We start from the raw sequence: 24,967 nt of genomic DNA, 5'->3' as shown, positions 1-24,967 counted from the left end.
ACGAGGCGTGAAGGTGCCCTACTCGGCCTTGGCGAGCCGGAGAGCGAGCTCCGGGCAGACCTTGACGGCCTTCAGCGCGCCCTCCCGCAGCCAGGTCGGCACCGGGGTGGTCGGGAAGGCGGGATATCCGTTGCCGTCGAGCCGGATGAAGTCCGGCACCACGTGCGCGCAGAGCCCGTGCCCGTCGCAGCGGGACCAGTCCAGGGTGAGCTTCTGCGGGTTGGAGTCGGGTGCGCCCGGCAGTCCCATCACACCCTTGACCCGCCGGCCGCAGCCGTCGCCGGTGCTGTGCAGCCGCAGATCGTCGGCGAAGACCTCGATCGCGGAGAGGGCGAACCGGGCGGTGCCGTCCGGGTGGCTGCACGCTCCCCGGCCCTTCACCTCGCCGGCGGCGGCCCGCACCACGTCCGCGGGTTGGCTCCCGGCGACCGCCAGGTCCACCGCGCGGGCCAGGTCCGGCAGGCCCATCTTGCACGGTCCGCACTGTCCGGCGGACTCGCCGGCCAGGTAGCGCACCACCTGGGCGGCCTCGCCGAGCGGGCAGGTGTCGACGCCGAGCGGAACGATGATGCCCGCGCCGAGGGTGCCACCGACCGCCGCCAGGCCCTTACGGGAGATCTCCGCCCGGTCCGCCGCCTCCGGGGTGATCCACTTGCCGTGATAGCCGCCCATCAGGATGCCCGGGCCGTCCGGGACCTCACACAGGTCGAGGATCTCGCGCAGCGGGGTGCCGGCCGCGCACTCCACGACCGCGGGCCGGGCCGCCGCGCCGGTCACGGTGAGCAGCACGGTGCCCGGCTCGTCGTCGGTGCCGAGCGCCGCGTACTCGTACGGGCCGAGCCGGGCGGCGACGGCGAGCTGGGCGTATGTCTCGGCGTTGGAGAGCAGGGTGGGCAGGCCGCCGACGCCGGAGTCGCTGGAGCGCTTCTTGGTGCCGGGCGGGATGTGCGGCAGCCCGTTGATCCCGTTGACCAGCGCGCCGCCCTCACCGGAGATGAACCGGTGCGGCACGGTGACGATGGTGGCCGGCACCGGCATCCGCCGCTCCGCCAGCGCCTCCATCAGCGAGTCCCGGCCCACCCCGTCGTCGGCCACGCCGATCACGATCTCCTCGGCGTCCAGCGCGTACGCGGCCAGCGCCGCGCCGTCCAGGATCAGGTGCGGGGCGCGGGTCAGCAGCACCTTGTCCTTCCAGCTGGCCGGCTCCCCCTCGCTGGCGTTGACCACCACGACGGCGGCGAGGTCCTGCCGCTCGCAGGACTCCAGCACCGCGCGCAGCTTGCGGGCGAACGGGAAACCCGCCCCGCCCTTGCCCTTGAGCTGCATGCCCTCGGCGAGCCGGAGAAGCTGGGCCGGCTCCATCGGGCCGATCGGCCCGTGCACCTCCTCGTGCGCGGCCAGGTCCAGCCGGCCGAACTCCGCGAAGCCGGCGGTCAGCCGTGGCTCACCCACGCAGGCCACCGGGGGCACTGTCGTACGCATCACTTCGCCTCACCCCGCAACCCGGCCCAGTACGCCCCGTCCACGGCGTCGGCGCTGGCCTTGCGACGCTTGGACCGACCCTCGCCGGCGGCCCGCCGTGCCCGTCGCGACGCCAGGTCGACCAGGGTGGGGGTGTCATCGACGGGCGGCGGCACCTCCTCCGGCACGTACCGGGCCGGCGGGCGCCAGTAGTCCGGCTCCTCCGGCAGGTCGTCCTCAACGCTGTGCCGGCCGCTGCCGCTGCGCGGCGCCGCCGAGATCGGGCCCGCGGAGATCGGCTCGGCGGAGACCGGGCCGGCCGAGATCGGCTCGGCGTCCTGCCACCGGAGCGGGCTGTCCCACGGCTCCTCGGGCTCGTCGACCAGCCGCTGCGGCGGCGCCGAGTACCTGCTGCCGTCGTCGTCGGTCCGGGACCGGCGGGCGGACCGCTCAACGGCCGGCTCCTCGACCGGCGCGCCACCCCGCCGCCGCCTGGCCGGGGCCTCGTCCCGGTCCCGGGTACGCTCGCCGCGCCGCCGGGCCACCGGCTCGAACTCTTCCTCGTCGCGCCGACGGCTGACCGGCTCGAACTCCTCCTCGTCGCGCCGACGGGTGACCGGCTCCTCCGCGCCTCGGCGGCCCGACCGGCGGGTCGACGGCTCCCGCTCGTCGCGCCGGCCGCGCGCACCCCGTGCGGTGTCCCGCCGGGCCGCTGGCTCCTCGTCCCGCCGGCGCCGGCTGGGCCGGACCGGCTCGGTGAGCGAGCCCGGCTCGGGCACCACCGGAACCGTGAACCGCTCGGGGTCGCGCCGCCGCGCGCCGGCCGGCGCGGTCCATGAGGCGGTGGTGGCCTCCGCCCAGGCGGGACGCTTCTCCTCGCCGCTCTCGCGGCGGCGGCCCAGCCCGGCCAGCAGCGATCGGCCGCGGCCCTCCTCGCCGGCCCGGCCAGCCATCGCCGTGTTCCGCACCGCGGCCTGGTGCTGCTCACGGCTGCGTCGGCCGACGGTGACCGAGAGCCGGACCAGCAACGCCAGCACGACCAGCAGGATGCAGCCGAGGTAGCTGAGCACCACCCAGGAATTCGCGACCCGGCCGGCGTTGAGGCCGTGCAGCACTGCGAACGGCCAGGCGACGTACGCCGTGGAGTGCAGCGCGCGCCACAGCCACTTCGGACCGATGCCGGCGAAGCGGGCCCGGATGATGCCGGTCCAGATCACGCTGACCATCAGCAGGGCGGCCACCGTGCCGAGCCCGACGTAGAGCCCTCCGCCGCCCACGAAGGGCACCAGGGCGTCGGTCGGTGCCGCCCGACCGGTAGCGATCTTGGTGAGTACGTGGAAGGCCAGCCCGGCCACGCCCAGCACACCGAAGGCCCGGTGCGCCGACTGCAACAGCACCCGGTGCGAGATGCGCAGCACCAGCCGGTCCGTGGCGAGCAGGCCGAGCATCACGGTGAGGCTCAGCGCCACCAGCGCGATGACGCCGGCGAAGAACTCCGTGAAGAAGAACCCGTACGCGTACGCCGTCTGCCCAGCCCCGGTCAGCATGATCGCCGCCCAGAGCGCGGCGAGCAGCGACGCGATCAGCATGGCGGTCGCCGACCGCGACCGGGTGCGTACCCCCCGACTGCTGGCGCCGGTCCGGACGGTGGCCGCCTTCTGGTTCTGCTTTGCCCGGGCCATCTGCTCCTCGATCGTCTCGCGGCGGCGTACCACCGGCCGACCCCTGCTCCCCCATCCAGTACGGAACGGCGGGTCTCGCGGATCACCCCCGGGTGGAAATTTCTCGGGCGGATCGAACCAACCGACGCCGGGACGCGTGTAGCGGCGGCGCGGGTAGGCGCACCATCGGCCGAAATGGACAGTGACAGATGTCCATGCATTGACAGTCACTGCAACACGCTTGTAACCTTTCGGAAAATTTCAGCCTGGCTTGCAAGAACCCGGCAAGCAGGCTCTCCCCCGCCGCGCCACCACCCACCCCCGCCCCCGTCAGGAGTCCCGATGCACCGACGTCGACGCGGCTCGGCGATCCTCGCCCTCGGCCTGGTCGCCAGCCTGCTCGTCCCCCTCACCGTGACGGCTCCCCCGGCCGTCGCCGCCCCGTCCGGCGGCAAGAAGGTCATCGTCCAGCTCTTCGAGTGGAACTGGCCCTCGGTGGCCAGCGAGTGCCAGAGCACGCTGGGCCCCAAGGGCTACGGCTACGTCCAGGTGTCACCCCCGCAGGAGCACGTGCGGGGCAACCAGTGGTGGCTGGCGTACCAGCCGGTCAGCTACCGGGTCGAGTCCCGCAAGGGCACCCGCGCCCAGTTCCAGTCGATGGTGAACACCTGCCACGCGGCCGGGGTCAAGGTGATCGTCGACGCGGTGGTCAACCACATGTCCGGCCAGGACAACGGCGGCACCGGCTGGGCCGGCTCGTCGTACTCCCACTACGACTACCCGGGCATCTACCAGACGCAGGACTTCCACCACTGCGGGCGCAACGGCGGCGACGACATCGCCAACTACAACGACCGGTACGAGGTGCAGAACTGTGAGCTGGTCAACCTCTCGGACCTGAAGACCGAGTCGGACTACGTCCGCACGAAGATCGCCTCGTACCTCAACGACCTGCTCTCGCTGGGCGTGGACGGCTTCCGGATGGACGCCAGCAAGCACATGCCGGCCGCCGACATCGCCGCCATCAAGGGCAAGCTCTCCCGCTCCGCGTACATCGTGCAGGAGGTCATCTACGGCGCCGGCGAGCCGGTCCAGCCGACCGAGTACACCGGCATCGGTGACGTGCACGAGTTCCGCTACGGCAAGGACCTGGCCCGGGTCTTCCGCTCCGAGCGGCTGGCCTACCTGCAGAACTTCGGCACGGGCTGGGGGCACCTGCCCAGCGGGCCCTCCTCGGTGTTCGTGGACAACCACGACACCCAGCGCGACGCCAGTGGGGTGCTCACCTACAAGGATCGCGGGATCTACGCCCTGGCGAACGCCTTCATGCTGGCCTGGCCGTACGGCTCGCCGACGGTGATGTCCAGCTACACCTTCAGCAACCGGGACGCCGGCCCGCCGTCGGATGGCGCCAACAAGACGCTGAACACCACCTGCTACTCCGGCTGGGAGTGCGAGCACCGCTGGCCGGTGATCGCCAACATGGTCGGCTTCCGCAACGCCACCGAGGGCGCCGGCGTGGCCAACTGGTACGACAACGGCAACAACCACATCGCGTTCAGCCGCAGCGGCAAGGGCTTCATCACGGTCAACGACGAGGACTCCGCGGTGAACGGTCGCTCGTACTACACCGGGCTGCCCGCCGGCCGGTACTGCGACGTCATCCACGGCACGTACGCGGGCGGCACGTGCAGCGGTCCGGTGATCACGGTGGACGGTAACGGCTGGTTCGCCGCCAACGTGCCGGCACACGACGCCGTGGCCATCCACATCGGCGCGCGGGTCTGAGCCGCCGGGGCCCCCGGCCGGTATCGCCGAACCGGGGGCCCCGGACTGTCCTCCACCGTAGAGTGGTTTGGTGCCGTTTGACCGAATGACTCCGTATCGCCGCCGAGGCGCATGGGTAGCCGCCGCCGTCGCCGTGGCCGCGTTGCTCGTCGCCGCGCTGCTGGCCGGCCAGGCCCTCACCCCCCGTTCGGCCACCCCCGACCGACCGGCCGCCGCCGCGCCCGACCCGACGCCGAGCAGCGTCGAGCAGAGCCCCGAGGAGCAGGTGCTGCCGGCCGCGCCCGCCCCGGCCGGGCTACCGGTGATCGACTACGACCCCGCTCCCCGGGGATTCCCGGCCGATCCGGCCACCATGGACACCACGCCGCTGACCGAGGGCGCACACCCGACGCGGCGGATCGCCGCGTACAACGCGCCCGGCGGGCGCCCGCTGGCCTTCCTCGAACCGACGCTCGCCGGTGTCGAGCTGACCGTGCCGATCGCCCAACGGCGGGCCGGCTGGACGGCCGTCCTGCTGCCCTCGGCCAACCGGCGGCTCGCCTGGCTGCCGCCCGGCGGGTTCGACACCGTGGCGCTGCGCGACCAGATCGTGGTGGAGCGCAAGACGCACCGGCTCACCTGGTACCGAGCCGGCAAGGCGATGCGCACCTGGCAGACCAGCCTCGGCCAGCGTGGGCAGGAAACCCCGCTCGGTCGGACCTTCATCCTGGGCCGCACCCCGCCGCCGCAGGACGTCTACGGCGGCGTGGACATCTACGCCCTCGGCTCGGTGCCCGACGACCCGGAGTCGGTGCCGACCGGGCTGCGCGGCGCGCACATCGGGCTGCACACCTGGTACAACGACGACGACCTGGGCGAGAACACCACCAACGGCTGCATCCGGGTGACCCCCAGCGGCCAGCGGGAACTGCTCGCCGAGGTCCGCCCCGGCAGCAGCCTGGTGGTGGTCGACCGACTGCCCACCCCGCCCCCGACCGCCTGAACGGCAGCCGTCACTCGCCGAGCAGCCAGCCGTTCTGCTCGGCGATCCGGACCGCCTCGGCCCGGTTGCGGGCGCCGGTCTTGCCGATCGCCGCCGACAGGTGGTTGCGCACCGTCCCCTCGGACAGGTGCAGCGCCCCGGCCAGGTCCGCGACCGTGCCGCCGCCCCGGGCCGTCCGCAGCACCGCGGTCTCCCGCTCGGTGAGCGGGCTGGCCCCGGTGGCCAGTGTCTCCGCGGCCAGCGTCGGGTCGACCACCCGCAGGCCGGCGTGCACCCGGCGGACCGCGTCGGCGAGTTGCCGGGCAGGGGTGTCCTTGACCACGAAGCCGTTCGCGCCGGCCTCCATCGCCCGGCGCAGGTACCCGGGCCGGCCGAAGGTGGTCACCACCAGCACCCGGCAGGCCGGCAGAGCGGCCCGCAGCGCGGCGGCCGCCGCAATCCCGTCCAGGCCGGGCATCTCCACGTCCAGCAGGGCCACGTCGGGCGCGGTCCGGCGGGCCTCGGGCACCACCTCGTCGCCCCGGCCGACCTCGGCCACCACGGTCAGGTCGGGCTCCAGCGAGAGCAGTGCGGCCAACGCGCCACGGACCAGTGCCTGATCGTCGGCGAGCAGCAGCCGGATCGGCACGGACTGCTCGCCAGCGGGGCCGGTCACCGGGCCTCCCCTGGCGCGTGCACCCGCAGCAGGAAGCCCGTACCGTCCGGACGGCGACCCACCGTCACCGCGGCGTCCAGCTGCCGCGCCCGCTCGCGCAGACCGACCAGGCCGTGTCCGGCAGCGTCGGCGTCGGGAGTGGACGGACCCCGGCCGTCGTCACTCACCTCGACCCGATCCGGGTACACCCGGATCGTGCAGCATCGCGCCGCGCTGTGCCGGACCACGTTGGTCACCCCTTCCCGTACCGCCCAGCCGAACAACCGGTCCCACTCGTCCGGCAACGCCGGCACCTCGGCCGGCAACTCCGCCGCGATGCCCGCCGCGGCCAGCGCCGAACGGGCGCCGGCCAACTCACCGACGAGGGTCACCTCGCGGTACGCCCCGACGGTCTGCCGTACGTCGGACAACGCCGCCCGGGCCAGCGCCTCCACCTCGGCGATCTCGATGGCGGCCCGCTCCCGGTCCACCTCGATCAGCCGGCCGGCCAGCTCGGCCTTGATCGCCACCACGGTCAGCGAGTGCCCCAGGATGTCGTGCAGGTCGCGGGCGGCACGGGCCCGCTCCTCGGCGACCGCGAGCCGGCCGATCTCCTGCTGGGCGGCCTGGAGCTCGCCATTGCGCTGGGCCAGCCGGGACACCCCGAACATGGCGAACGAGGCGAGCAGCACCGCGAACACGATGGTGCTCTCCGCCTCCCAACCCGGCACCAGCGAGGACGCCACCAACGGGGTCACTGCGCAGACCACCACGGACGCCAACGCCTCCCGTGACGGCAGCAGGAACACCGCCGCGGCGGCCACGTACACCAGGGTGGCCAGCCAGTCCCCGTCGGTGCCCGGGATGCTGACCAGGCCCACCGCGAGCAGCAGCAACAACCCGGCCCGCGCCCGGCGTACCGGGATCGGCCGCAGCGCCTGGCGTAGCTGGCGGGCCCACTGGAACAGCAGCACGTAGCCGACGCCGAAGGCAACCAGGGCGGCCACGCCGAGCACCCGTCGCCACAGATGTGGCTGGTGCAGCGCGGTGGCGAGCGGCACATTGAGGAAGAACAGCCACACTGCGGCCAGCAGCCAGCCGGTGAACCGCCAGTGGCGGCTCACCGGCCGGGGCTGACCCGTCGAGAGGTCCATCGCGTCCACGCTAACGGTCGGAGTGGTCAGACCCGAGCGGTGTCCCGGCGGAACAACCGGGCCGCGCCGATGCCGAAGACCAGTGCCCAGAAGGCGATGTTGGCCACCCCGGCCATGCTCACCCCGTCCCCGGTCAGCGGGGCGCGGGACAGCTCGCCCATGCCGTACACCGGGGTGAACCTGGCGACCTGCTGGAGCACGTCCGGCAGCACCTCGACCGGGACGAAGAGCCCGCCGAACATGGCCAGCACCGCCAGGATCGGGCCGATGAACTGCATGACGTTCTCGGCCGGCACCAGGTAGCCGATGAAGAGGCCGAACGCGGCGAAGACCAGCGAGCCGAGCCAGGCGGCGAGCCCGGCGAGCAGCCAGACGTGCGCCGGGATGCGGACGCCGGCGGCGGCGCCGACCAGGAACTCGACGACGACCGCCAGCAGGCCGAGGGCCATCGCGGTGATCAGCTTGGTGGCCACGTACGCGGTCGGTCGCAGCGGGGTGAGCCGCAACTGCCGGCTCCAACCCAACGCCCGCTCGGTGGCCACCGCGCCGCCGGCGCTGGTGGTCGCCACCATGGCCGCGTACACCGCCAGGCTGATCATGACGTACGCCGTCACCGGCCGGCCGTTGTCCAGCGTCTGCCCGCCCTGGGGCAGGCCGAAGATGAGGAAGAAGGCGCCCGGCATGATCAGCGTGAAGGCGAGGGTGCGGCGGTTGCGCAGCACCCGGCGCAGCTCGATGCCCAGGACGGCCGGGGCGAAGCCGCCCAGGGCGGGCAGCCGGCGGTCCGGCTGGTCGGGCCGGTCGGTACGGGTGGCGGCGGGGGTGGCCGGCAGGGTGGTCATCTCAGACTCCGGTGTGCTCGGTGGTCAGGGCGAGGAAGGCGTCCTCAAGGTTGCGGGAGGTGATCTCCACGTCCCGGGCGGCGGTCCGGGTGAGCAGGTGTCGGGCGATCGCGTCCGAGTCGCCGGTGCGCACCAGCACGCTGTCGCCGCGCACCTCCACGGCGTCCACGTCGGGCAGTGCGGCGAGCGCGGCCTGGTCGGCGCCGGGCAGGGTGGCCCGGACCGTACGGCCGGCGGCCAGGTTCTTGATCTCCGCGGTGGTGCCGTCGGCGACGACGCGCCCCTGCCGCACCAGCACGATCCGGTCGGCGTACGCGTCCGCCTCGTCCAGGTAGTGGGTGGCGAAGATGACGGTCCGTCCGGCCCGCGCGTCGCGGCGCAGCGCCTGCCAGAAGTCCCGCCGACCCTCCACGTCCATCCCGGTGGTCGGCTCGTCGAGCACCATCAGGTCCGGGTCGGGCAGCAGGGCCAGCGCGAAACGCAGCCGCTGCTGCTGGCCGCCAGAGCAGCGCCCGACCACCCGGTCGGCGAGGTCGGCGATGCCGGCCCGCTCCAGCACCTCCGCGGCCGGGCGGGTGTGCCGGTAGAAGTGGGCGGTCATCCGGACCGTCTCGCCGACGGTGAGGTCCTTGAGCAGGCCACCGGTCTGGAGCACGGCGGCGACCCGGCCCCGGGCCACCGCGTCGTCCGGGGTGCCGCCGAGGATGCGGACCGTGCCCGTGTCCGGGCGGGCCAGGCCGAGCAGCATGTCGATGGTGGTGGTCTTGCCCGCGCCGTTGGGGCCGAGGAACGCCACCACCTCGCCGGGCTGCACCCGCAGGCTCAGCCCGTCGACCGCGGTGACCGCGCCGAAGGTCTTGGTGAGGCCGTTCAGCTCGACGGCCGGAAGCGTACTGGTCATGGCATTGATGCTCCGGCGGCGCGGGGGCCGGTACCCGGAGCGGTCGTCACGTTCCGGCCGTGACATTTGTCAGGGGCCGTCCCGGCGGTCACGGCCTGGGCGACACGGAGCGTGACGTCCATGGGGGCGAACACCGCAACGAGCGTGATGACTGTGCGGCATATTTATGCCGCACAGTCATCACGCTCACCGGCGCAATCGCCTCCGAGCACGACACGCCGGGTCCGGACCGGTCCGAGGCGCAGCGGCGGTGTGCAGCCGTCCTGCCAGCGGAGGATTTCCACGCCCGGCAGCGGGTACCCGCCGGCCGGGACGCCGCGACACCGGGAGGACGCGATGGGTGCCACGCCGCAGGGCCGGGCCGACACGGTCGTGCTGATCCACGGGCTCTGGATGACCCCGCGCAGCTGGGAGGGGTGGGCGCAACGGTATGCCGCCCGGCGTCTGCGAGTGCTCGCGCCCGCCTGGCCCGGAATGGACCGGGAGGTCGAGCAGTTGCGCGACGATCCCACCCCGATCGCTCAGCAGAGCGTCGCGACGATCGTCGCGCACTACGACCAGATCATCCGAGGGCTGCCCCAACCGCCGATCATCATGGGGCACTCGTTCGGTGGCCTGATCACGCAGCTTCTGGTTGACCGGGGCCTCGGCGCGGCAGCCGTGGGGGTACACCCCGCGCAGGTCAAGGGGGTGCTGAAGTTGCCGCTGAGCACGCTGCGCTCCACGTTCTCGATCCTGCGCAACCCCGCAAACCGGCACCGGGCCGTCCCGTTCACACCGGAGGACTTCCACTACGCCTTCGGTAACACGATGACCCGCGCCGACTCCGATCGGGCCTGGCGGCGCTACGCCGTCCCGGGCGCCGGGCGGGTGCTCTTCGAGGGTGCCTTCGCCAACCTCGACCCGACGTCGCCGACGAAGGTGGACAACGGCCGCAACGACCGCGCGCCGCTGCTGCTGATGGCCGGAGAGCTCGACCACGTGGTGCCGCCGTCGGTGGTCCGCTCGAACGCCGGGCTCTACCAGAAGTCCCGGGCGCTCACCGCGTACGAGGAATTCCCCGGACGCTCACACTTCACCGTCGGGCAGGACGGCTGGGAGGAGATCGCCGACTACGCGTTGGACTGGGCGCTGCGTGCGGCGGCGCTGCCCCGCGAGGCGACCATCGCCAGCGAGACCCCGCGTCGCTGAACCGTGGCATGAGCGGACCGACCGGGGGTAACGGGGAGGGATGAAGGCGAGCTTCCGGCTTGGCCGGATCGCGGGGGTACCGGTCGGTGTCAACTGGAGTGTTCTGGTCATCTTCGCCCTGATCGCCTGGGGGCTGGCCGCCAACCAGTTCCCCCGCTCGTACCCCGACCGCTCCCCGGTGGCGTACACCCTGGCCGGGCTGGCTGCGGCGGTGGTCTTCTTCGTCGGCCTGCTCGCCCACGAGGTGTCGCACGCCGTGGTGGCCAAGCGCAACGGGCTGACGGTCGACGGCATCACGCTCTGGCTGTTCGGCGGGGTGGCCGAACTGAAGGGCGAGCCCCGCGACCCGGGCGCGGAGCTGCGGATCTCCGGAATCGGCCCGCTGGTCAGCCTGCTGATCGGGGCGTTCTTCGGCGCCATCGCGGTAGTGCTGGCGCTGGCCGGACAGGGTGGGCTGCTGCTCGGGGTGATGGCCTGGCTGGCGGGCATCAACGTGCTGCTGGCGGTCTTCAACGTGCTGCCGGCCGCGCCGCTGGACGGCGGTCGGTTGCTGCGCGCCGCGGTGTGGAAGGCGACCGGTGACCGGACCCGGGCGTCGGTGGTCGCCGCCCGGGCCGGCTGGGTCCTCGGCGCGCTGTTGATCGGCCTCGGGCTCTGGCAGTTCCTGTCCGGAGTCGGCTTCGGCGGGCTCTGGCTGGCGCTGATCGGCTGGTTCCTGATCGGAGCCGCCGGAGTGGAGGAACGGCAGGCCCGCGCCGGCAGCGCGCTACGCGGGATCCGGGTCGGCGACGTGATGACTCCGCAGCCGCAGACCGCCTCGGCGGACATGACGGTCGCCGACTTCGTGGACCACTACCTGTTCGCGTACCGGCATTCGGCGCTGCCGCTGACCGCGGAGGGCCGGCCGACCGGCCTGGTCACCCTGGATCGGGTGCGGGGCGTACCGGCCGACCGGCGGGCGTCGACCACGCTGGCCGAGGTGGCCTGCCGGGCCGACCAACTGGTCCTCGCCCAGCCCGGTGAACAGCTCAACGACCTGCTCCCCCGGCTCAGTGAGTGCGCCGACGGCCGCGCCCTGGTGGTGACCGACAACGGTCAACTCGCCGGAATCATCTCGCCCAGCGACATCAGCCGAGCCGTCCAACGAGGCAGCCTCCGCACCAACCAACCCACCCCCACCGCACCACCCCGCTAACCCACCCACCCCGCCCACCCACCCGCCCAACGCCCCGGTGATCATGAAGTTAGCGGCACGACACGCCGACATCGACACCGCTAACTTCATGATCACCGGGTCTGTAAGAAGAACGGTGTAACTCCTGATCAAGGAGCGGCACCTGATGACCGAAACGACGATGGCCGTGGATACTTCCGCGGTGGCGAAGAAGAACAACCCGGTGGGTAAGCCGGCGGACGGTGTGGACGCGGAGTTGGTCGGCCGCCTGGTCGAGCAGGCCCGCGCAGCGGGCTTGCAGCTGACCGGCGACGGCGGTCTGCTGCAGCAGCTCACGAAGCGGGTGATCGAGGCCGCCCTGGACGGTGAGATCTCCGACCACCTCGGTTATGACAAGGGCGATCCAGCGGGCAACAACGGCGGCAACTCGCGCAACGGCGCCCGCGGTAAGACGGTCCTGACCGAGGTCGGCCCGGTCGAGATCACCGTGCCGCGTGATCGTGACGGCAGCTTCGAGCCGCAGATCGTCAAGAAGCGGCAGCGTCGGTTGACCGGGGTCGAGGACATGGTGATCTCGTTGTCCGCTAAGGGATTGACGACCGGTGAGATCGCCGCGCACCTGGCCGAGGTGTATGGCGCTGACGTGTCACGCCAGACGATCTCCACGATCACCGACAAGGTCATCGACGGCATGACCGAGTGGCAGAACAGGCCCCTCGACCCGGTCTACCCGGTGATCTTCCTCGATGCCGTGCACGTGAAGATCAGAGACGGCAAGGTCGCCAACCGGCCCATCTATGTCGCCTTGGCGGTCACGGTTGATGGGACCCGCGACATCCTGGGCCTGTGGGCGGGTGACGGCGGGGAGGGCGCCAAATTCTGGCTGCAGGTGCTGACCGAATTGAAGAACCGCGGTGTCGACGACGCCTGCATGGTCGTCTGCGACGGGTTGAAGGGACTACCCGACGCGATCGCCGCGACCTGGCCCCTCGCGGTGGTCCAGACGTGTGTCATCCACCTGCTCAGAGCCTCGTTCCGGTATGCGGGCCGGCAACACTGGGACGCTATCGCCAAGGCGTTGCGGCCGGTTTACACCGCACCCACCGAGGCGGCCGCGCAGGCCCGCTTCGACGAGTTCGCAGAGGCCTGGGGCGGCCGATATCCGGCGATCATCAGGCTGTGGACCAACGCCTGGGCGGAGTTCGTGCCGTTCCTGGCCTTCGACGCCGAGATCCGTACCGTCGTCTGCTCCACGAACGCGATCGAGAGCGTCAACGCCCGGATCCGGCGGGCCGTCCGCGCCCGCGGACACTTCCCGAACGAGGCCGCCGCGCTCAAATGTGTCTACCTCGCGGTCATGAGCCTGGACCCGACCGGGCAGGGCCGCAAACGCTGGACGATGCGCTGGAAGCCAGCGTTGAACGCCTTCGAGATGGCCTTCGAAGGCCGACTCGCCGCAGCCCGCAAGTAGTCCTCAACAACCCGTGTTACACCGTTTTCTTGACAGACCCTGATCACCGGGGGATAGCGGGCCGGGGGGAGGGGGAGGCGCGGGGGTTTAGCGGGGGAAGTAGTGGTCCAGGAGGGTGGTGCGGAATTTGCTGGATGGGTCCAGGTGGGTCAGGAGGGTGGTGAAGTCGGTGTGGCGGGGGTAGCGGGCGGCCAGCGCGGTCGGGTCGGTGACGAAGACCTTGCCCCAGTGTGGGCGGAAGGCGAACGGGGCCAACCGCTCCTCCATGGCGGCCAGCACCGGTAGCACCGCGGCGGTGTCGGCGATCCAGGTGAAGTGCAGAACGAAGCTGTCCCGCTGGTGGTTCGGGCTGAGCCACAGCTCGTCCGCCGCCACCGTACGCAGCTCGCAGACCTGCAGTACCGGGGCGATCAGGTGCGCCACGTCGTCCAGGGCGGCGAGCGCGTCGGCCGCCGCCGCGCGCGGCACGTGGTACTCGGACTGGAGTTCGTCGCCGTTGCTCGGGGTGAAGCCGAGCTTGAAGTGCGGCAGCCGCTCGTGCCACGGACCCGGCACGCCGAGCTGCGGGGTGCAGTTCTCCGGCGGCATCCCGAGCACCGGGTGCCGCGGCTGGTCGGCGGCCGTGGTGCCGAGCCAGTCCGCCGGGGGCGGCGGTTGGTCGGCCAGTTGCTTGCGCCACACCTCGCGCAGTCGCGGCCCCCGCCAGTCGGTGAACGCGCTCACGCTGTACGCCGAGCCGAGCGCCTCGTCCAGCGCTTCCCGGGGCAGGTCGAGCCGCACGTACTGGCGCACCTCGAAGGACGGCACCACGTCCAGGGTGACCCGGGTGACCAGGCCGAGCGCGCCGAGCCCGACCACCATGCCGGCGAACGTGTCACCGTCGGTGTCGCGGTCGACGTACAGCAGGTCGCCGTCGGCGGTGACCAGCTCCAGGGCGGCGACCGAGGTGGCCAGGTTGCCGTGAGTCTGGCCGGAGCCGTGGGTGGCGGTGGCCACCGCGCCGGCCACCGAGATGTGTGGCAGTGAGGCGAGGTTGGCCAGGGCGTACCCCTGGGCGTGCAACTGTCGGGCGACGTCGCCGTAGCGCAGGGAGCCGGTGACGGTGACCCGCGCGCGCTCGGGGTCCACGTCGATCGCCGGGCGCAGCCCGGCCAGGGTGACCAGGTCCCCTTCGGTGTCGCCGAACCGGTTGAAGGAGTGCCCGGTGCCCACCGCCCGGATCCGGGCGCTGCCGGCGACCAGCCGGCGCAGCTCGTCGGTGGAGGTGGGTCGGTGGAAGGCCCGGGCGGCGTAGCGCACGTTGCCGGCCCAGTTGTGGCGCGGGACGCCGGCAGCGGTGGCCGGCGGGCCACCCTGTTCCGACGCGGTCACGTGGCGGTCTCCCGATCGGTGGACGGGTGGTCGGCCAACGCGGCGACGAGGGCGTCCAGCGCCGCGTCGACCTGGGGCCGGGCGTAACCCCGCTGGGCGACCGGCAGGCCGGCCGCGGTGACCCGTTCGATCTCCGCCCGGGCCTCCTGCCGGGTCGGCACGTCGCCGGACACCAGGGCGTTCTGGCCGCGCCGGATCAACTGGTCGACCTGGTCCATCCGGTAACCACGCAGGCTCGCGGTGAGGTCCGGGTCGGCGAAGGCGGCGCGGCGCAGCGCGGGCAGGTCCACGAACCGGTCGCCGGCGTACTGGCTGAGCGCGGCGGACACCTGCTCCGGCTGTTCCCGGACCTGGTCGAGGACGAGCAGCTCGACAGCGGGCCGGCCGTCGAGCGGATGGCGGGCGGTCACCTGTGGCCCCAGCGTCACACCCGGCGCGGGCACCAGCAGCAGTCGCGGCGGCTCCGGACGGCCGTCCCGCCGGGGCGGCTCGTCGAGGACCAGCGCGTCGACCTCGGCCCACCGGATCGTCCGTCGCAGGCCCGGCCGCCGGATGGTCAGCCCGTCCGCGCCGATCCCGAACCGGAACGGCCGCAGCGCGCTGCCCAGCGCCACGACGCCGAGCACGACGGCCCCCACCGCGACGATCGTCCGTAGCAGGGCGCCTTCGTGGGGCAGGGCCAGCAACACCACCCCACCAAGTACGCAGGCCAGGGCGAGCACCCGGGCTCCCCGACTCCGGCGCAGTTCCACGCTCGGACCCCCGTTCATGACCGTGGCGTCGGTCCCAGCATCCTCCGACAGACCGGGCTCCACGGATACCGGACGATCGGGCACGGTTGTTCTCGCCATCGTCGGGGAACCCTACGCCCATGAGCACTTACCGTGATCCGGCCCCGCGGGGCGACGTCTTCCCTTCCGAAGAGGAGTTGGACCCGACCGGCAGTGGGGTCGAGCCGGCCAGCGCGCCCACGGTCGGCGCGTTGCCGGGCCATCCGGCGCCAACGCCCGGTCCCCGACCCACACCGGCACCTGCGCCGGCCCCGACGCCGGTGCCGGCACCCGGACCGCCGCCGCGTGCCCCCGGCGCCGGGGCGCAGTCGATCGTGACCCGGCACCTGGACGGCTCGGTGGAGGTGGTCACCGACCTTGACGGCGACGGCGTCGCCGACATCGTGCAGGTCGACCTCAATGGTGACGGGACAACCGACGTCACCTATGTGGACAGTGATCGCGACGGCCGGCTGGACACCGTGCTGCGCGACCCGGGCCTGGTCGAGACGGGCGGCGGGGCGCACCGGGAGGCGTGAGACCGCGTTCCGCGAGCGTGCCCGGCCGGCGGGTCGCGCAGGGCTCAGAGCTTCGCCATCACCTCGCTGGCGACCAGCTCGAGGTGTTCCAGATCGGTGAGGTCCAGCACCTGGAGGTAGATCCGCTGGCTGCCGATGTCCGCGTAGCGGCCGATGGTGTCGAGGACCTCGGCGGGCGTACCGGCCAGACCGTTGGCCCGCAGTTCGTCCGGTTCACGGCCGATGGCGGCGGCCCGGCGGGCCACCTCGGCGTCGTCGCGCCCGCAGCAGAGCACCAGGGCGTTGGACCAGACCAGCTCGGCCGGGTCCCGGCCGATCTCGGTGCAGGCCGCCCGGACCCGGTCGAACTGGGCCGTCGTGTCCGCCGGTGAGGCGAACGGCAGGTTGAACTCGTCGGCGTAGCGGGCGGCCAGCCTCGGGGTGCGCCTCGGGCCCATCCCGCCGAGCAGGATCGGCGGGCGGGGCTGCTGCACCGGCTTGGGCAGGGCGGGCGAGTCACTGATCGGGTAGTACCGGCCGGCGTGGTCGAACCGCTCCCCCGCCGGGGTGGCCCAGAGCCCGGTGATGACCTCGAGCTGCTCCTCCAGCCGGTCGAACCGCTCGCCGAGGGGCGGGAACGGAATGCCGTACGCGGTGTGCTCGTCGGCGTACCAGCCGGTGCCGATGCCCAGCTCCACCCGGCCGCCGCTCATCTGGTCGACCTGCGCCACGGTGATCGCCAGCGGGCCGGGCAGCCGGAAGGTGGCGGCGGTCATCAGGGTGCCGAGCCTGATCCGGCTGGTGTCCCGAGCGAGCCCGGCCAGCGTGGTCCACGCGTCGGTGGGGCCCGGTTCGCCGGTCACCGCCCCCATCATGAGGTAGTGGTCGGACCGGAAGAACGCACCGTAACCGGCGTCCTCGGCGCAGCGGGCCACGGCGAGCACCTGGTCGTAGCTGGCACCCTGCTGAGGTTCGGTGAAGATCCGCAGTTCCATGATCCGAGCATAGGGACCGGGCTTCGGTGCCGCTCTGGGACGGCAAGCACCCCTCATATGCCTTGACAGTCATATGCCCGGAGAGGCATATTCGGTGCGTGACCCTCGACGCGTTCACGATCCTCGCCGAGCCCACCCGGCGCCGGATCCTCGACCAGCTCCGCGACGCCGAGCACAGCGTCGGCCAGCTGGTGGACAGCCTGGGGGTCAGCCAGCCGGCCGTCTCCAAACACCTGCGGGTGCTCCGCGAGGCCGGCTTCGTCTCCTGCCGGATCGCCGCCCGGCAGCGGATCTACCGCCTCGACCCGGGCCCGCTGCGGGCGGTCGACGGGTGGCTGGACCCGTACCGCCGGCTGTGGAACCGGCATCTGGACGCCCTGGAACGGCACCTCGACAGTCAGGAGCAGTGAATGGACCGCGACGCGTTCCGCCCCAGCCCACCCGCCGAGGTGCGCGCCGAGCCCGCCGACGGCGGCGCCACCCTGGTCTTCGTCCGCGACCTTCGGCATCCGCCGGCCATCGTCTGGGCGGCGCTGACCGATCCGGCCCGGCTCGCCGAGTGGGCACCTTTCCTCGCCGACCGGGACCTCGGCTCCCCCGGTTCCGCCGTGCTCACCCTGATCGACGGCGAGACCACCACGCCGACCACGGCGACGGTACGCCGGGCCGAGCCGCCGCACCTGCTGGAGTACACCTGGGGCGACGACCTGCTGCGCTGGGAGCTGAGCCCGCTGGGCGCCGGCACCCGACTCACCCTGCGGCACACGGTCGCCGACCCGGGCATGCTGCCGATGGTCGCGGCCGGCTGGCACCTCTGCCTCGACGTGGCCGACCGGCTGCTCGACGGCGACCCGGTCGGCCCGATCCGGGGTGCCGAGGCCAAGGACTTCGGCTGGCCCGAGCTGCGCGACGCGTACGCCGAACGACTCGACCAGGGCTGAGCCGCCGGGCCGGCGGCCCGGTCAGACGTACGGCCGGGTGGCGTACGCGGCCCGGAGCGCCGCCAACCCGGCCGCTTTCGGCGACAGGGTGCCCCACCCGGAGTTGAAGTAGTTGGTCCGGGCGATCCGTGGCCCACGCTCGGCGTTGAGCTTGGCTATGGCCGCCGGGACGGTGGCGATCCAGGCGGGTTGGTTCGGGATCTCGGCCGACCGCACCCCCCACTCCGCGATGATCACGGGCCGGGACAGCGCCACCGGGCCGAGGTCCGCCACCGCCCAGTCCTTCGTGCGGCGAAACCGGGACAGCGCGGCGTCGTTGGCGTTGGTGGCGTAGGCATTCCATTGAAGGAAGTCCAGCCGGGACATCAGCGACTCCGGGTGGGTGCGCTGGAAGCAGGCCCGGTCGAAGCCGCCGAGACCAATCGAGAACGTCGTGCCGGCGGGCAGCGTCCGCGCCTTGAACCAGGTGAGGATGTAGTTCATCGCCTGCACCGCCCGCGCGTCCGACTCGGCCCAGGTGTACGCCTTGCCGTCCTCGGTGGTGCCGAACTCGTGGTCGGTGTCCAGCTCCGAGGCGAGCTGGATGTTCACCGCGAACCCGAGCGTGCGGTACTGCGCCAGGGCGCGGTGGAACAACCCGTCGCACTGGCCGTTGATCACCTGGCTGTACCCGTACGCCCTCGGCCAGGCGGTGCCGGGGCGCTGTTGGATGGTCATCGACGGCGCCGGCACGGTGTAGTTGGTGCCATCGACGGTGAAGCTCTGCGGCCCGTTGTTCGGGGCGCCGTAGTGCTTCAACTCGAGGACCATGTTCATCTGCACCCCGGCCTTGCCCAGATTGATCAGCCAGGGCCGGTTGTAGCCGGGGAAGATGTAGCCGTCGGCGAAGCTGCGGTACTGGGTGAGCGAGCGGAAGTTGCCGCCGGCGATGTCGGCGGTCGGGTCGGCGCCTCCGGAGAGGTAGTAGCCGCCGAGCACCGGCTGGCTCAGGGCGTAGTCGGCGGTGGCGGTCGCGGTGTTTCCGGCGGCGTCACGGACCTGAACGGTGACCCGGGGCATCACGCCACCGCCCGGTACACGGCCACCGCGCCGTTGTCGGAAACCCGGGTCCAGGTGCGCCCGGAGTTGTCGGTGACGGTCAGGGAGAGCGGGTCGATGACTGCGGTGACCTTGACGGGGGCGCTGCTGTTGCCCTGCGCGTCGGTGACCACGATGGTGACGGTCAGCGGTTTGGTGTCGGCGTCGGAGTAGGTGACGGTCAGCAGCATCTGCTCGCCCGGTGCGTACACGGGTGCGTTCAGGGCTGCGATCGCGGTGGGAGCGGCCATGTCGGGCCTTCTCTCTGGTTCGGTCGCCGGCCGGAGTGCGGATGAGCGACGCCGGACCGGGCGGGGTCCTCAGTGCGAAGAGGCCGGCGGGGGCACGGGCGCGGTGGCGCAACCGGTTGGCGGCGTCACGCGGCTGCCGGCGGGTGACGACGTCCTTGTCCCGGTGGGCGGTGTCACCGCTGCGGGCGCCCGGAGCGGCGTGGACGGCAGCCACGGGTGGGCCGTACGCGTGGTCGGGCCGGCGGCTGCGCCGTGTCCGCCGCGGCGACGTGGCCGGGCTGGGTGAGGGCGGCGCCGGCGTGGACGGTGCTGTCCCACCGGGCCGGAGGACTGGGATGTGGCCCGCCATCCGTTCGCCTCTCCACCTGCCCCAACAGTGCTCTACCAGGGGCTTTACCGTCTTGTCCGGTTTTCGACACCGCCCTCGTACCCCGCGGACGGGGTCCCGGGCCGGCCGGGTGTGTCAGCTCTACCCGGCGAGTTCACCGGTGCCGAGCGACCGGTGCACGGTCACCGTGCCGGGCAACGCGACGCACGCCGCGCGCACGTGGTCGATCTTCGCGGCGCGTTCCGGGTCGTCCCGGTCGAGCAGGACGCCGAGGGCGGTGCCGCTGTGCGCGATGACCAGGCCGTAGCCGTCCACCTCGCGGCAGAGCCGGTGCAGCACGTCGAAGTGCCGGCGCGGGCGCAGTTTGCCGTTCAGCACGGCGCTGCGGGTGGTGACCTCGCCAACGGCAGGAAGGTCGCCTGCGCGTACGGCCGCGGTGAGCGCGGCCAGCAGCCGCGCGTACTCCCGCTTGTCGGCCTCGTCGAACGGCTTGGGGATGCGGTTGAAGCGGATGGTGTCCACCGCGCCGCCCTCGTCGTGCGCCACCACGGTGAGCGGGGGCAGCACGCCGATCCGTTCCCGCAGCCGCACCTCCCGGTGATGGAAGGCGACGATCCCGTCGTACATCACACCGTCGGAGGGCTCGATCCGGCGCAGCAGCGACTCGATGGTGCGCTCGCTCAACGTCATGCCGAACGCGTCGCCGACCGCTCGGGCGGTGGCCACCAGATCCGCCGACGAACTGGCGTAGCCCTTCCCCTCGGCCAACCCGCCGCCCAGCTCCAGCACCCCACCGCCGGGAAGGCCGAACAGCTCCATCATCGTGGCGGCCAGCCGGGCCGACTTCCGCTTGTGTTGCGGGAAGACCCGGACCCGGGCCAGCTCGCTGGACGGCCAGAAGGTGGCGGTCGCCCACTGCGCCATCGGGAACGTCACCAGGAAATCCCGGTCGGCGTCGGGTAGCACGCCCTGCAACAGCTCACCGAAGGTGCCGAACGCGGTGCCGACGCCGAGTCGGCCGGTGGCCGCCGGCAGCACATCCGGGTCGGCCGTGCACGCCACCTCGCCCGGTCTCACGATCAGACTCCCCCGTTGCGTCGGTTGCCGCCGGTCACGTTACGTCGCTGCTACCGATGCCGGGCGCGGCTGACCAGACTAACGTTCCAGCAGTCAACATCATCTTTGGGAAGCAGCTTCTGACGTGCGAAAACTGACCTACTACATCGCCACCAGCCTGGACGGTTTCATCGCCGGGCCGGACGGGGAGTTCGACTTCTTCGCGTTCGAGGGAGATCTGGCGGCCGCCATCCTGGCCGACTACCCCGAGACCATGCCAACCCACGCGCGGGAGCCGCTGGGGATCGCCACAGCGGCGAACAACAGGTTCGACACCGTCCTGATGGGCCGCGCGACCTACGAACCGGGCCTGGCCATCGGCGTCACGAGCCCGTACGGCCACCTGCGGCAGTACGTGTTCTCCCGGACGCTGGAGCAGCGTGATGCGGCGGTGGAGATCGTCGCCGGCGAGCCGGCGGAGTTCGTCCGCGAGCTCAAGCACCTGGACGGGATGGGCATCTGGCTCTGCGGCGGCGCGACGCTCGCCGGCCAACTGGTCGATGAGATCGACGAGCTGATCATCAAGCGTTACCCCGTGGTCCTCGGCTCCGGCATTCCCCTGTTCCGGGCGCCCTTCGCCGTGACGGGCTTCGCGCTGGCCGACACCCGGGTGTTCAACACCGGCGCGACCATTTCCACCTATGTCAAGCACTGAAAGAGGGCCGATGTTGTTCCGCGCCACCACCGGGGCCGATCTCGACCGGGTCACCGGCTTCTCCATCGACGACGCGGTCAGCGCGATCGACGCCGACCGCTACCTGGACGAGTTGGGCCAGGGGATGTACCGGCCGGAGTGGACCTGGATCGCCGAGGTCGACCAGCGGGTGGTGGGCCGCGCGCTGTGGTGGGGGCAGGCCTCCAGCGCGCACCCGGTCGCCCTGGACTGTCTGCACGTCGAGGCGTCTGTCGACGACCGTGCGGCCGTCGCGGCCGACCTCCTCGGCGCGGGGCTGCGGGCCTTCGCGCAGCAGGGTGCGCCGAAGCCGCCGCTGTACAACCTGACGCTGCCCAACGACTGGCGCGCCGATGAGTCCGTCTCCGCGGCGGTGGCCTGGCGGCGCAGAGCGGCGCTGGCGGTCGGGCTGACCGACGAGGTGGAGCGGCTGCGGTTGGAGTGGACGCCGGAGGTCGGGGTGCCCTCGGCCAGCGGCAGGCTCGTCTTCTCGACGGGCTCCGACGAGGAGTTCCTGGACGTGTTCCGTCGGATCGCGGTGGGCAGCCTGGACACCGAGACCCGCCGGAACCTTGCGGTCAAGGGCCCGGAGCTCACCGCCCGGGAGGAGATGGACTTCTACCTGGACTGCCCGGGCGAGCGGGCGTGGTGGCGGCTGGCCCACACCGCCGATGGGACGCTCGCCGGGCTGGCGATCCCGTCCGCGACACCGTACAACCGCAATGTCGGGTACCTGGGCGTGGTGCCGGAGCTGCGCGGGCACCGCTACATCGACGACGTCCTCGCCGAGATCACCCGGTTCCACGCCGAGCAGGGGGCCGAGCTGATCACCGCCACCACCGACACGACGAACGTGCCGATGGCCGCGGCGTTCGCGCGGGCCGGTTACCGCACCGCGCAGATCCGGCTGCTCTACTCGGCCCCGGAGTCATGAGGCGAGCACCGTGGCGAGGTCGGTGCGGGAGGTGACACCGAGCTTGGGGAACGCCCGGTACAGGTGGTGCCCGACGGTTCGTGGGCTCAGGAACAGCTGCGCGGCGATCTCCCGGTTGGTCGCGCCCGTCGCGGCCAACCGGACGACCTCGCGTTCCTGAGGGCTCAGCCGGCTGAGCGGTCCGCCCAGGGATGGTTCCGCCGCGTCGCCGCTGGCCCGCAGTTCCGCCCTGGCCCGGTGGGCCCAAGGCTCGGCGCCGAGCGCCGTGAAGGTGTCGAGTGCGTCCCGCAGGTGGCCGCGCGCTTCGAGTTTCCGGCGTGCGCGGCGCAGCCACTCCCCGTAGAGCAGCCCGGTCCGGGCCTGGTCGACAGCGCTGCCGGCCCGGTGCAGCCGGACGGCCGACCCGAAATGCTGCTCCGCCTCGCCGTCTGATGCGGTCAGGGCACGACAGCGGTGGGCCAGCGCGGCGAGCGCCGGGCGACCGGTCGTCTCGGCCCACTCGTCGAGGAGACGCACCGGTTCGGCGGCCCGCTCGGGTCGCCCGGCGCGCACCGCCGCTTCGACGAGATCGGGCAGCAGGAAGACGCCGAACAGCGGATGACCGGATGCCGCCCGCGCCGCCTCGAACCGCTGCAGCGCAGCGTCCGCGCGGCCGAGGCCGAGGTCGAGCAGGCCCAGCGCCCACAGGGCGTCCGCCGTTGCCCGGCCGATTCCACGTGGCTGGGTGTACGACATCGCGTCCCGCGCCAGCCGACGGGCCTGCTCCTCCTCCCCGCGTACGGCTGCCAGGGTCGCCAGGACGGCGCGCAGGTGGGCGGCCCGGTGCGCCAGGTCGTACCCCTCGGCCAGCCGGAGTCCCTCGGCTGCGTGCATGGACGCGGCGTCGTGCTGCCCGAGGGTCAGCTCCACCCGGGCGAGCAGGTGCAGCGCGGTGGGCAGCCACCCACCCATGCCGCTGTCCCGGCAGTGGTCGACGGCCTCGGCCGCGATCTCGTACGCGGCCTCGTCATCGGCGGTCAGGTGGCAGTAGATCCCGGTCATCAGGCGGTCCATGAACCCGGTGTCGGTGCGACCGCGCGCCGCCACGAGTGGTCGGAGCGCGCGCAGCGCCCCGGGCACATCGCCGGCGAACAGGCAGCCGGGCACGGCCAGCACCGGCTCCGCGGGGGCCTGGGCCGCTACCGCCGCGATCAGGTCGGCGTTCCCGGAGGAGAACGCGGCGTGCAGGGCGTCCACCAGCAGCGCGGGAAGTTTGTCCGGCCGGCGGGGACCGATCTGGTTGGCGCAGTCGAGCAGTATGCGGCCGGCGACGTCCGGGCTGCCGTACCCGAGCTCTACCACCGCCCGGACCCGCGCGAGGTCCGCCGCCAGGCCGGGGTCCTGCGCGGCCACCTCGACCATCGCCGCGAGCCGACCGCCCCGCTCGTCCTGGCCCGCGTCGGCGGCGGCCTGCGCGGCGGCGATGAACCGGCGCGCCCGGTCCTCCGGCTCGGCCGTGAGTTGGGCTGCCCGCTCGTACGCCGCGGAAGCCGACGCGAGCGCCTGCCGGCCGCCGGCCCAGACCGCGACCCGCTCCAACTCGTCGGCGACCCGGTCGTCCGGCCCGGTCGCCGCGGCGGCCAACTGCCAGGCGCGCCGATGCGCGTGCTCGGGTGCGACGAGTACCGCCGCCATCGCCTGGTGCGCTGCGACCCGGCCGGCGAACGGGCTGCCCTGGTACGCCGCGTACCGGATCAGCGGATGCCGGAAGCGCAGCACACCGCCGGTCAGCACGATGAGGTCGGCGCGCTCGGCAGGCTCCAGGTCACCGACCGTCGCGCCCGCGGCCCGCAGGATCAGGTCGAGTGTTCCGGTGTCGTCCGCGGCTGCCATCAGCAGCAGCGCCCGGGTGGCCTCGGGGAGCCGGCGGATCTGATCCTGGAAGGCGTCCAGGACCCGGTTCGAGGGCGCGGACAGCGTCAACGGGCTGAGCTGACCGGCGCGCTGTGTCGGAGTCAGTGCGGCGGAGAGTTCCCGCAGCGCGAGCGGGTTGCCCTGCGCCTCGTCCAGGATCCTCTCCCGGACGTACGGCGGCAGGTCCACGACCAGTGCCGCGGCGGCTTCCTCATCGAGCCCCGCGAGGGGCAGCGTGGGAAGCCCGACCACCCCGGCCACGCCGGCGGTGTCCCGGGCGGCGAAGATCAGCACGACGCCCTCGACCTGCAACCGGCGGGCGGCGAACGTCAACGCGTCCACCGATGCCCGGTCGAGCCACTGCACGTCGTCCACCAGGCAGAGCAGCGTCCCCTCGCCGGCGGCCTCCGCCAGCATGGTGAGCACGGCCAGGCCGATGACGAAGCGGTCGCGCACCGTGTCGTCGGTGAGCCCGAAGACCGCCCGCAGTGCCCTGGCCTGGGGGCCGGGCAGCTGGTCGACGAGGTCCATGACCGGCAGGAACAACTGGTGCAGGCCGGCGAAGGCCAGCTCGGTCTCCGACTCCAGGCCATCGATCCGCAGCACCCGCATCCCGGACGCGCGAGCGGCGGCGTAGTCGAGCAGCGCGGTCTTGCCGATGCCGGCTTCGCCGTGGATCAGCAGAGTGCTGCTCGCGCCGTCCACGGCAGCGTCCAGCATCCGGTCGATCTGGTCGCGCTCGGCCGCCCGGCCCTGCATCACGTACCCCCGTCGTCACCGGTCCCGCCGGCCGCCGTAGCGCCGACGCGACGCCGTGCAGCCGCCCGCCGAACCTCGGAGG

The 24,967-nt window shown here is 72.6% G+C and carries 23 protein-coding genes; 10 read left to right on the top strand and 13 right to left on the bottom strand.

Features of this window, described 5'->3' with window-relative positions:
* Window positions 1-18: 18 nt before the first annotated feature.
* Together OG990_RS01020 and OG990_RS01015 are read right to left on the bottom strand one after the other, a co-directional pair.
* Window positions 19-1,485 (bottom strand): NADH-ubiquinone oxidoreductase-F iron-sulfur binding region domain-containing protein, encoded by a 1,467-nt coding sequence (locus OG990_RS01020; RefSeq protein WP_386984325.1) that lies wholly within the window; start codon window positions 1,483-1,485, stop codon window positions 19-21.
* The gene (locus OG990_RS01015; RefSeq protein ID WP_406078627.1) at window positions 1,482-3,176 is read right to left on the bottom strand and encodes a hypothetical protein; all 1,695 of its coding nucleotides are present in this window, start codon (window positions 3,174-3,176) and stop codon (window positions 1,482-1,484) included. The genes OG990_RS01020 and OG990_RS01015 overlap by 4 nt, the downstream gene beginning before the upstream one ends.
* Window positions 3,177-3,464: 288 nt before the next feature.
* Between OG990_RS01015 and OG990_RS01010 the strand changes: the two genes are divergently transcribed.
* On the top strand, window positions 3,465-4,910 hold the full coding sequence (locus OG990_RS01010) for an alpha-amylase family glycosyl hydrolase (RefSeq protein ID WP_406078626.1): 1,446 nt from the start codon (window positions 3,465-3,467) through the stop codon (window positions 4,908-4,910).
* 70 nt (window positions 4,911-4,980) lie between these two features.
* Window positions 4,981-5,892 (top strand): L,D-transpeptidase, encoded by a 912-nt coding sequence (locus tag OG990_RS01005; protein WP_406078625.1) that lies wholly within the window; start codon window positions 4,981-4,983, stop codon window positions 5,890-5,892.
* Between the two features lie 10 nt (window positions 5,893-5,902).
* Here the strand turns inward: OG990_RS01005 and OG990_RS01000 are convergent, their stop codons facing one another.
* Genes OG990_RS01000 through OG990_RS00985 form a run of 4 tightly spaced genes read right to left on the bottom strand, consistent with a single transcriptional unit; the run spans window position 5,903 to window position 9,423 of the window.
* Window positions 5,903-6,520 (bottom strand): response regulator, encoded by a 618-nt coding sequence (locus OG990_RS01000; protein ID WP_386984694.1) that lies wholly within the window; start codon window positions 6,518-6,520, stop codon window positions 5,903-5,905.
* A gap of 23 nt (window positions 6,521-6,543) precedes the next feature.
* Window positions 6,544-7,680: a sensor histidine kinase gene (locus OG990_RS00995; protein WP_386984333.1), complete on the bottom strand. Its 1,137-nt coding sequence runs from the start codon at window positions 7,678-7,680 to the stop codon at window positions 6,544-6,546.
* Window positions 7,681-7,706: 26 nt separating this feature from the next.
* Window positions 7,707-8,522 (bottom strand): ABC transporter permease, encoded by an 816-nt coding sequence (locus tag OG990_RS00990; protein ID WP_355609522.1) that lies wholly within the window; start codon window positions 8,520-8,522, stop codon window positions 7,707-7,709.
* Between the two features lies 1 nt (window position 8,523).
* Window positions 8,524-9,423, bottom strand: a complete 900-nt coding sequence (locus OG990_RS00985) for an ABC transporter ATP-binding protein (RefSeq protein ID WP_328419136.1) — start codon at window positions 9,421-9,423, stop codon at window positions 8,524-8,526.
* A gap of 336 nt (window positions 9,424-9,759) precedes the next feature.
* Between OG990_RS00985 and OG990_RS00980 the strand changes: the two genes are divergently transcribed.
* The 3 genes from OG990_RS00980 to OG990_RS00970 all read left to right on the top strand — a co-directional run bounded on the left by OG990_RS00980 (window position 9,760) and on the right by OG990_RS00970 (window position 13,259).
* Entirely contained in the window at window positions 9,760-10,614 is an 855-nt protein-coding gene (locus tag OG990_RS00980; RefSeq protein WP_406078624.1) for an alpha/beta hydrolase, read from the top strand.
* 40 nt (window positions 10,615-10,654) lie between these two features.
* Window positions 10,655-11,809 (top strand): site-2 protease family protein, encoded by a 1,155-nt coding sequence (locus OG990_RS00975; protein ID WP_355609531.1) that lies wholly within the window; start codon window positions 10,655-10,657, stop codon window positions 11,807-11,809.
* A 145-nt stretch (window positions 11,810-11,954) separates the two neighbouring features.
* Entirely contained in the window at window positions 11,955-13,259 is a 1,305-nt protein-coding gene (locus tag OG990_RS00970) for an IS256 family transposase (protein WP_406078623.1), read from the top strand.
* A gap of 87 nt (window positions 13,260-13,346) precedes the next feature.
* On the opposite strand, the gene OG990_RS00965 is transcribed toward OG990_RS00970, so the two are convergent.
* Both OG990_RS00965 and OG990_RS00960 read right to left on the bottom strand, forming a co-directional pair.
* A complete protein-coding gene (locus OG990_RS00965; protein WP_406078621.1) occupies window positions 13,347-14,630 on the bottom strand; it encodes an FAD-binding protein in 1,284 nt (427 codons plus the stop codon).
* The gene (locus tag OG990_RS00960; RefSeq protein ID WP_406078620.1) at window positions 14,627-15,400 is read right to left on the bottom strand and encodes a hypothetical protein; all 774 of its coding nucleotides are present in this window, start codon (window positions 15,398-15,400) and stop codon (window positions 14,627-14,629) included. The genes OG990_RS00965 and OG990_RS00960 overlap by 4 nt, the downstream gene beginning before the upstream one ends.
* A 101-nt stretch (window positions 15,401-15,501) precedes the next feature.
* Between OG990_RS00960 and OG990_RS00955 the strand changes: the two genes are divergently transcribed.
* Complete coding sequence (locus OG990_RS00955; protein ID WP_406078619.1) at window positions 15,502-15,939, top strand: hypothetical protein; 438 nt, start codon at window positions 15,502-15,504, stop codon at window positions 15,937-15,939.
* Between the two features lie 44 nt (window positions 15,940-15,983).
* Here the strand turns inward: OG990_RS00955 and OG990_RS00950 are convergent, their stop codons facing one another.
* The gene (locus OG990_RS00950; RefSeq protein WP_386984348.1) at window positions 15,984-16,913 is read right to left on the bottom strand and encodes an LLM class F420-dependent oxidoreductase; all 930 of its coding nucleotides are present in this window, start codon (window positions 16,911-16,913) and stop codon (window positions 15,984-15,986) included.
* Between the two features lie 98 nt (window positions 16,914-17,011).
* Here OG990_RS00950 and OG990_RS00945 point away from each other — a divergent pair, with 98 nt between their 5' ends.
* Window positions 17,012-17,323 (top strand): metalloregulator ArsR/SmtB family transcription factor, encoded by a 312-nt coding sequence (locus OG990_RS00945; protein ID WP_328419150.1) that lies wholly within the window; start codon window positions 17,012-17,014, stop codon window positions 17,321-17,323.
* Window positions 17,324-17,854 carry an SRPBCC family protein gene (locus OG990_RS00940; protein ID WP_406078618.1) on the top strand — a complete coding sequence of 177 codons (531 nt, stop codon included), beginning with the start codon at window positions 17,324-17,326 and terminating at the stop codon, window positions 17,852-17,854.
* A 21-nt stretch (window positions 17,855-17,875) separates the two neighbouring features.
* Here OG990_RS00940 and OG990_RS00935 read toward each other — a convergent pair whose 3' ends face one another.
* From OG990_RS00935 to OG990_RS00925, 3 genes are all read right to left on the bottom strand, one after another.
* A complete protein-coding gene (locus tag OG990_RS00935) occupies window positions 17,876-18,913 on the bottom strand; it encodes a hypothetical protein (protein WP_406078617.1) in 1,038 nt (345 codons plus the stop codon).
* The gene (locus tag OG990_RS00930; RefSeq protein WP_328419156.1) at window positions 18,913-19,182 is read right to left on the bottom strand and encodes a hypothetical protein; all 270 of its coding nucleotides are present in this window, start codon (window positions 19,180-19,182) and stop codon (window positions 18,913-18,915) included. Before OG990_RS00930 ends, OG990_RS00935 begins: the two co-directional genes overlap by 1 nt.
* A gap of 469 nt (window positions 19,183-19,651) precedes the next feature.
* Window positions 19,652-20,587: a kinase gene (locus OG990_RS00925; RefSeq protein WP_406078616.1), complete on the bottom strand. Its 936-nt coding sequence runs from the start codon at window positions 20,585-20,587 to the stop codon at window positions 19,652-19,654.
* Between the two features lie 124 nt (window positions 20,588-20,711).
* Here OG990_RS00925 and OG990_RS00920 point away from each other — a divergent pair, with 124 nt between their 5' ends.
* Window positions 20,712-21,281 (top strand): dihydrofolate reductase family protein, encoded by a 570-nt coding sequence (locus OG990_RS00920; protein WP_328419160.1) that lies wholly within the window; start codon window positions 20,712-20,714, stop codon window positions 21,279-21,281.
* Between the two features lie 10 nt (window positions 21,282-21,291).
* On the top strand, window positions 21,292-22,233 hold the full coding sequence (locus OG990_RS00915; protein WP_328419162.1) for a GNAT family N-acetyltransferase: 942 nt from the start codon (window positions 21,292-21,294) through the stop codon (window positions 22,231-22,233).
* On the opposite strand, the gene OG990_RS00910 is transcribed toward OG990_RS00915, so the two are convergent.
* Window positions 22,228-24,885: a LuxR C-terminal-related transcriptional regulator gene (locus OG990_RS00910; RefSeq protein ID WP_406078615.1), complete on the bottom strand. Its 2,658-nt coding sequence runs from the start codon at window positions 24,883-24,885 to the stop codon at window positions 22,228-22,230. The two genes, OG990_RS00915 and OG990_RS00910, sit on opposite strands and share 6 nt — an antisense overlap.
* Window positions 24,886-24,967 lie beyond the last annotated feature (82 nt).

This window comes from Micromonospora sp. NBC_00858 (assembly GCF_045207365.1).
Taxonomy (GTDB): Bacteria; Actinomycetota; Actinomycetes; order Mycobacteriales; family Micromonosporaceae; genus Micromonospora.
Note: the sequence above shows the minus strand (reverse complement) of the source record. Positions and strands in the feature narration are given on the sequence as shown.

Coding starts and splice junctions, on each gene's coding strand:
- OG990_RS01010 (WP_406078626.1), top strand. CDS start 3,465: ATGCACCGACGTCGACGCGGCTCGGCGATCCTCGCCCTCGGCCTGGTC.
- OG990_RS00995 (WP_386984333.1), bottom strand. CDS start 7,680: ATGGACCTCTCGACGGGTCAGCCCCGGCCGGTGAGCCGCCACTGGCGG.
- OG990_RS00990 (WP_355609522.1), bottom strand. CDS start 8,522: ATGACCACCCTGCCGGCCACCCCCGCCGCCACCCGTACCGACCGGCCC.
- OG990_RS00985 (WP_328419136.1), bottom strand. CDS start 9,423: ATGACCAGTACGCTTCCGGCCGTCGAGCTGAACGGCCTCACCAAGACC.
- OG990_RS00980 (WP_406078624.1), top strand. CDS start 9,760: ATGGGTGCCACGCCGCAGGGCCGGGCCGACACGGTCGTGCTGATCCAC.
- OG990_RS00975 (WP_355609531.1), top strand. CDS start 10,655: ATGAAGGCGAGCTTCCGGCTTGGCCGGATCGCGGGGGTACCGGTCGGT.
- OG990_RS00970 (WP_406078623.1), top strand. CDS start 11,955: ATGACCGAAACGACGATGGCCGTGGATACTTCCGCGGTGGCGAAGAAG.
- OG990_RS00960 (WP_406078620.1), bottom strand. CDS start 15,400: ATGAACGGGGGTCCGAGCGTGGAACTGCGCCGGAGTCGGGGAGCCCGG.
- OG990_RS00955 (WP_406078619.1), top strand. CDS start 15,502: ATGAGCACTTACCGTGATCCGGCCCCGCGGGGCGACGTCTTCCCTTCC.
- OG990_RS00950 (WP_386984348.1), bottom strand. CDS start 16,913: ATGGAACTGCGGATCTTCACCGAACCTCAGCAGGGTGCCAGCTACGAC.
- OG990_RS00940 (WP_406078618.1), top strand. CDS start 17,324: ATGGACCGCGACGCGTTCCGCCCCAGCCCACCCGCCGAGGTGCGCGCC.
- OG990_RS00935 (WP_406078617.1), bottom strand. CDS start 18,913: ATGCCCCGGGTCACCGTTCAGGTCCGTGACGCCGCCGGAAACACCGCG.
- OG990_RS00930 (WP_328419156.1), bottom strand. CDS start 19,182: ATGGCCGCTCCCACCGCGATCGCAGCCCTGAACGCACCCGTGTACGCA.
- OG990_RS00915 (WP_328419162.1), top strand. CDS start 21,292: ATGTTGTTCCGCGCCACCACCGGGGCCGATCTCGACCGGGTCACCGGC.
- OG990_RS00910 (WP_406078615.1), bottom strand. CDS start 24,885: ATGCAGGGCCGGGCGGCCGAGCGCGACCAGATCGACCGGATGCTGGAC.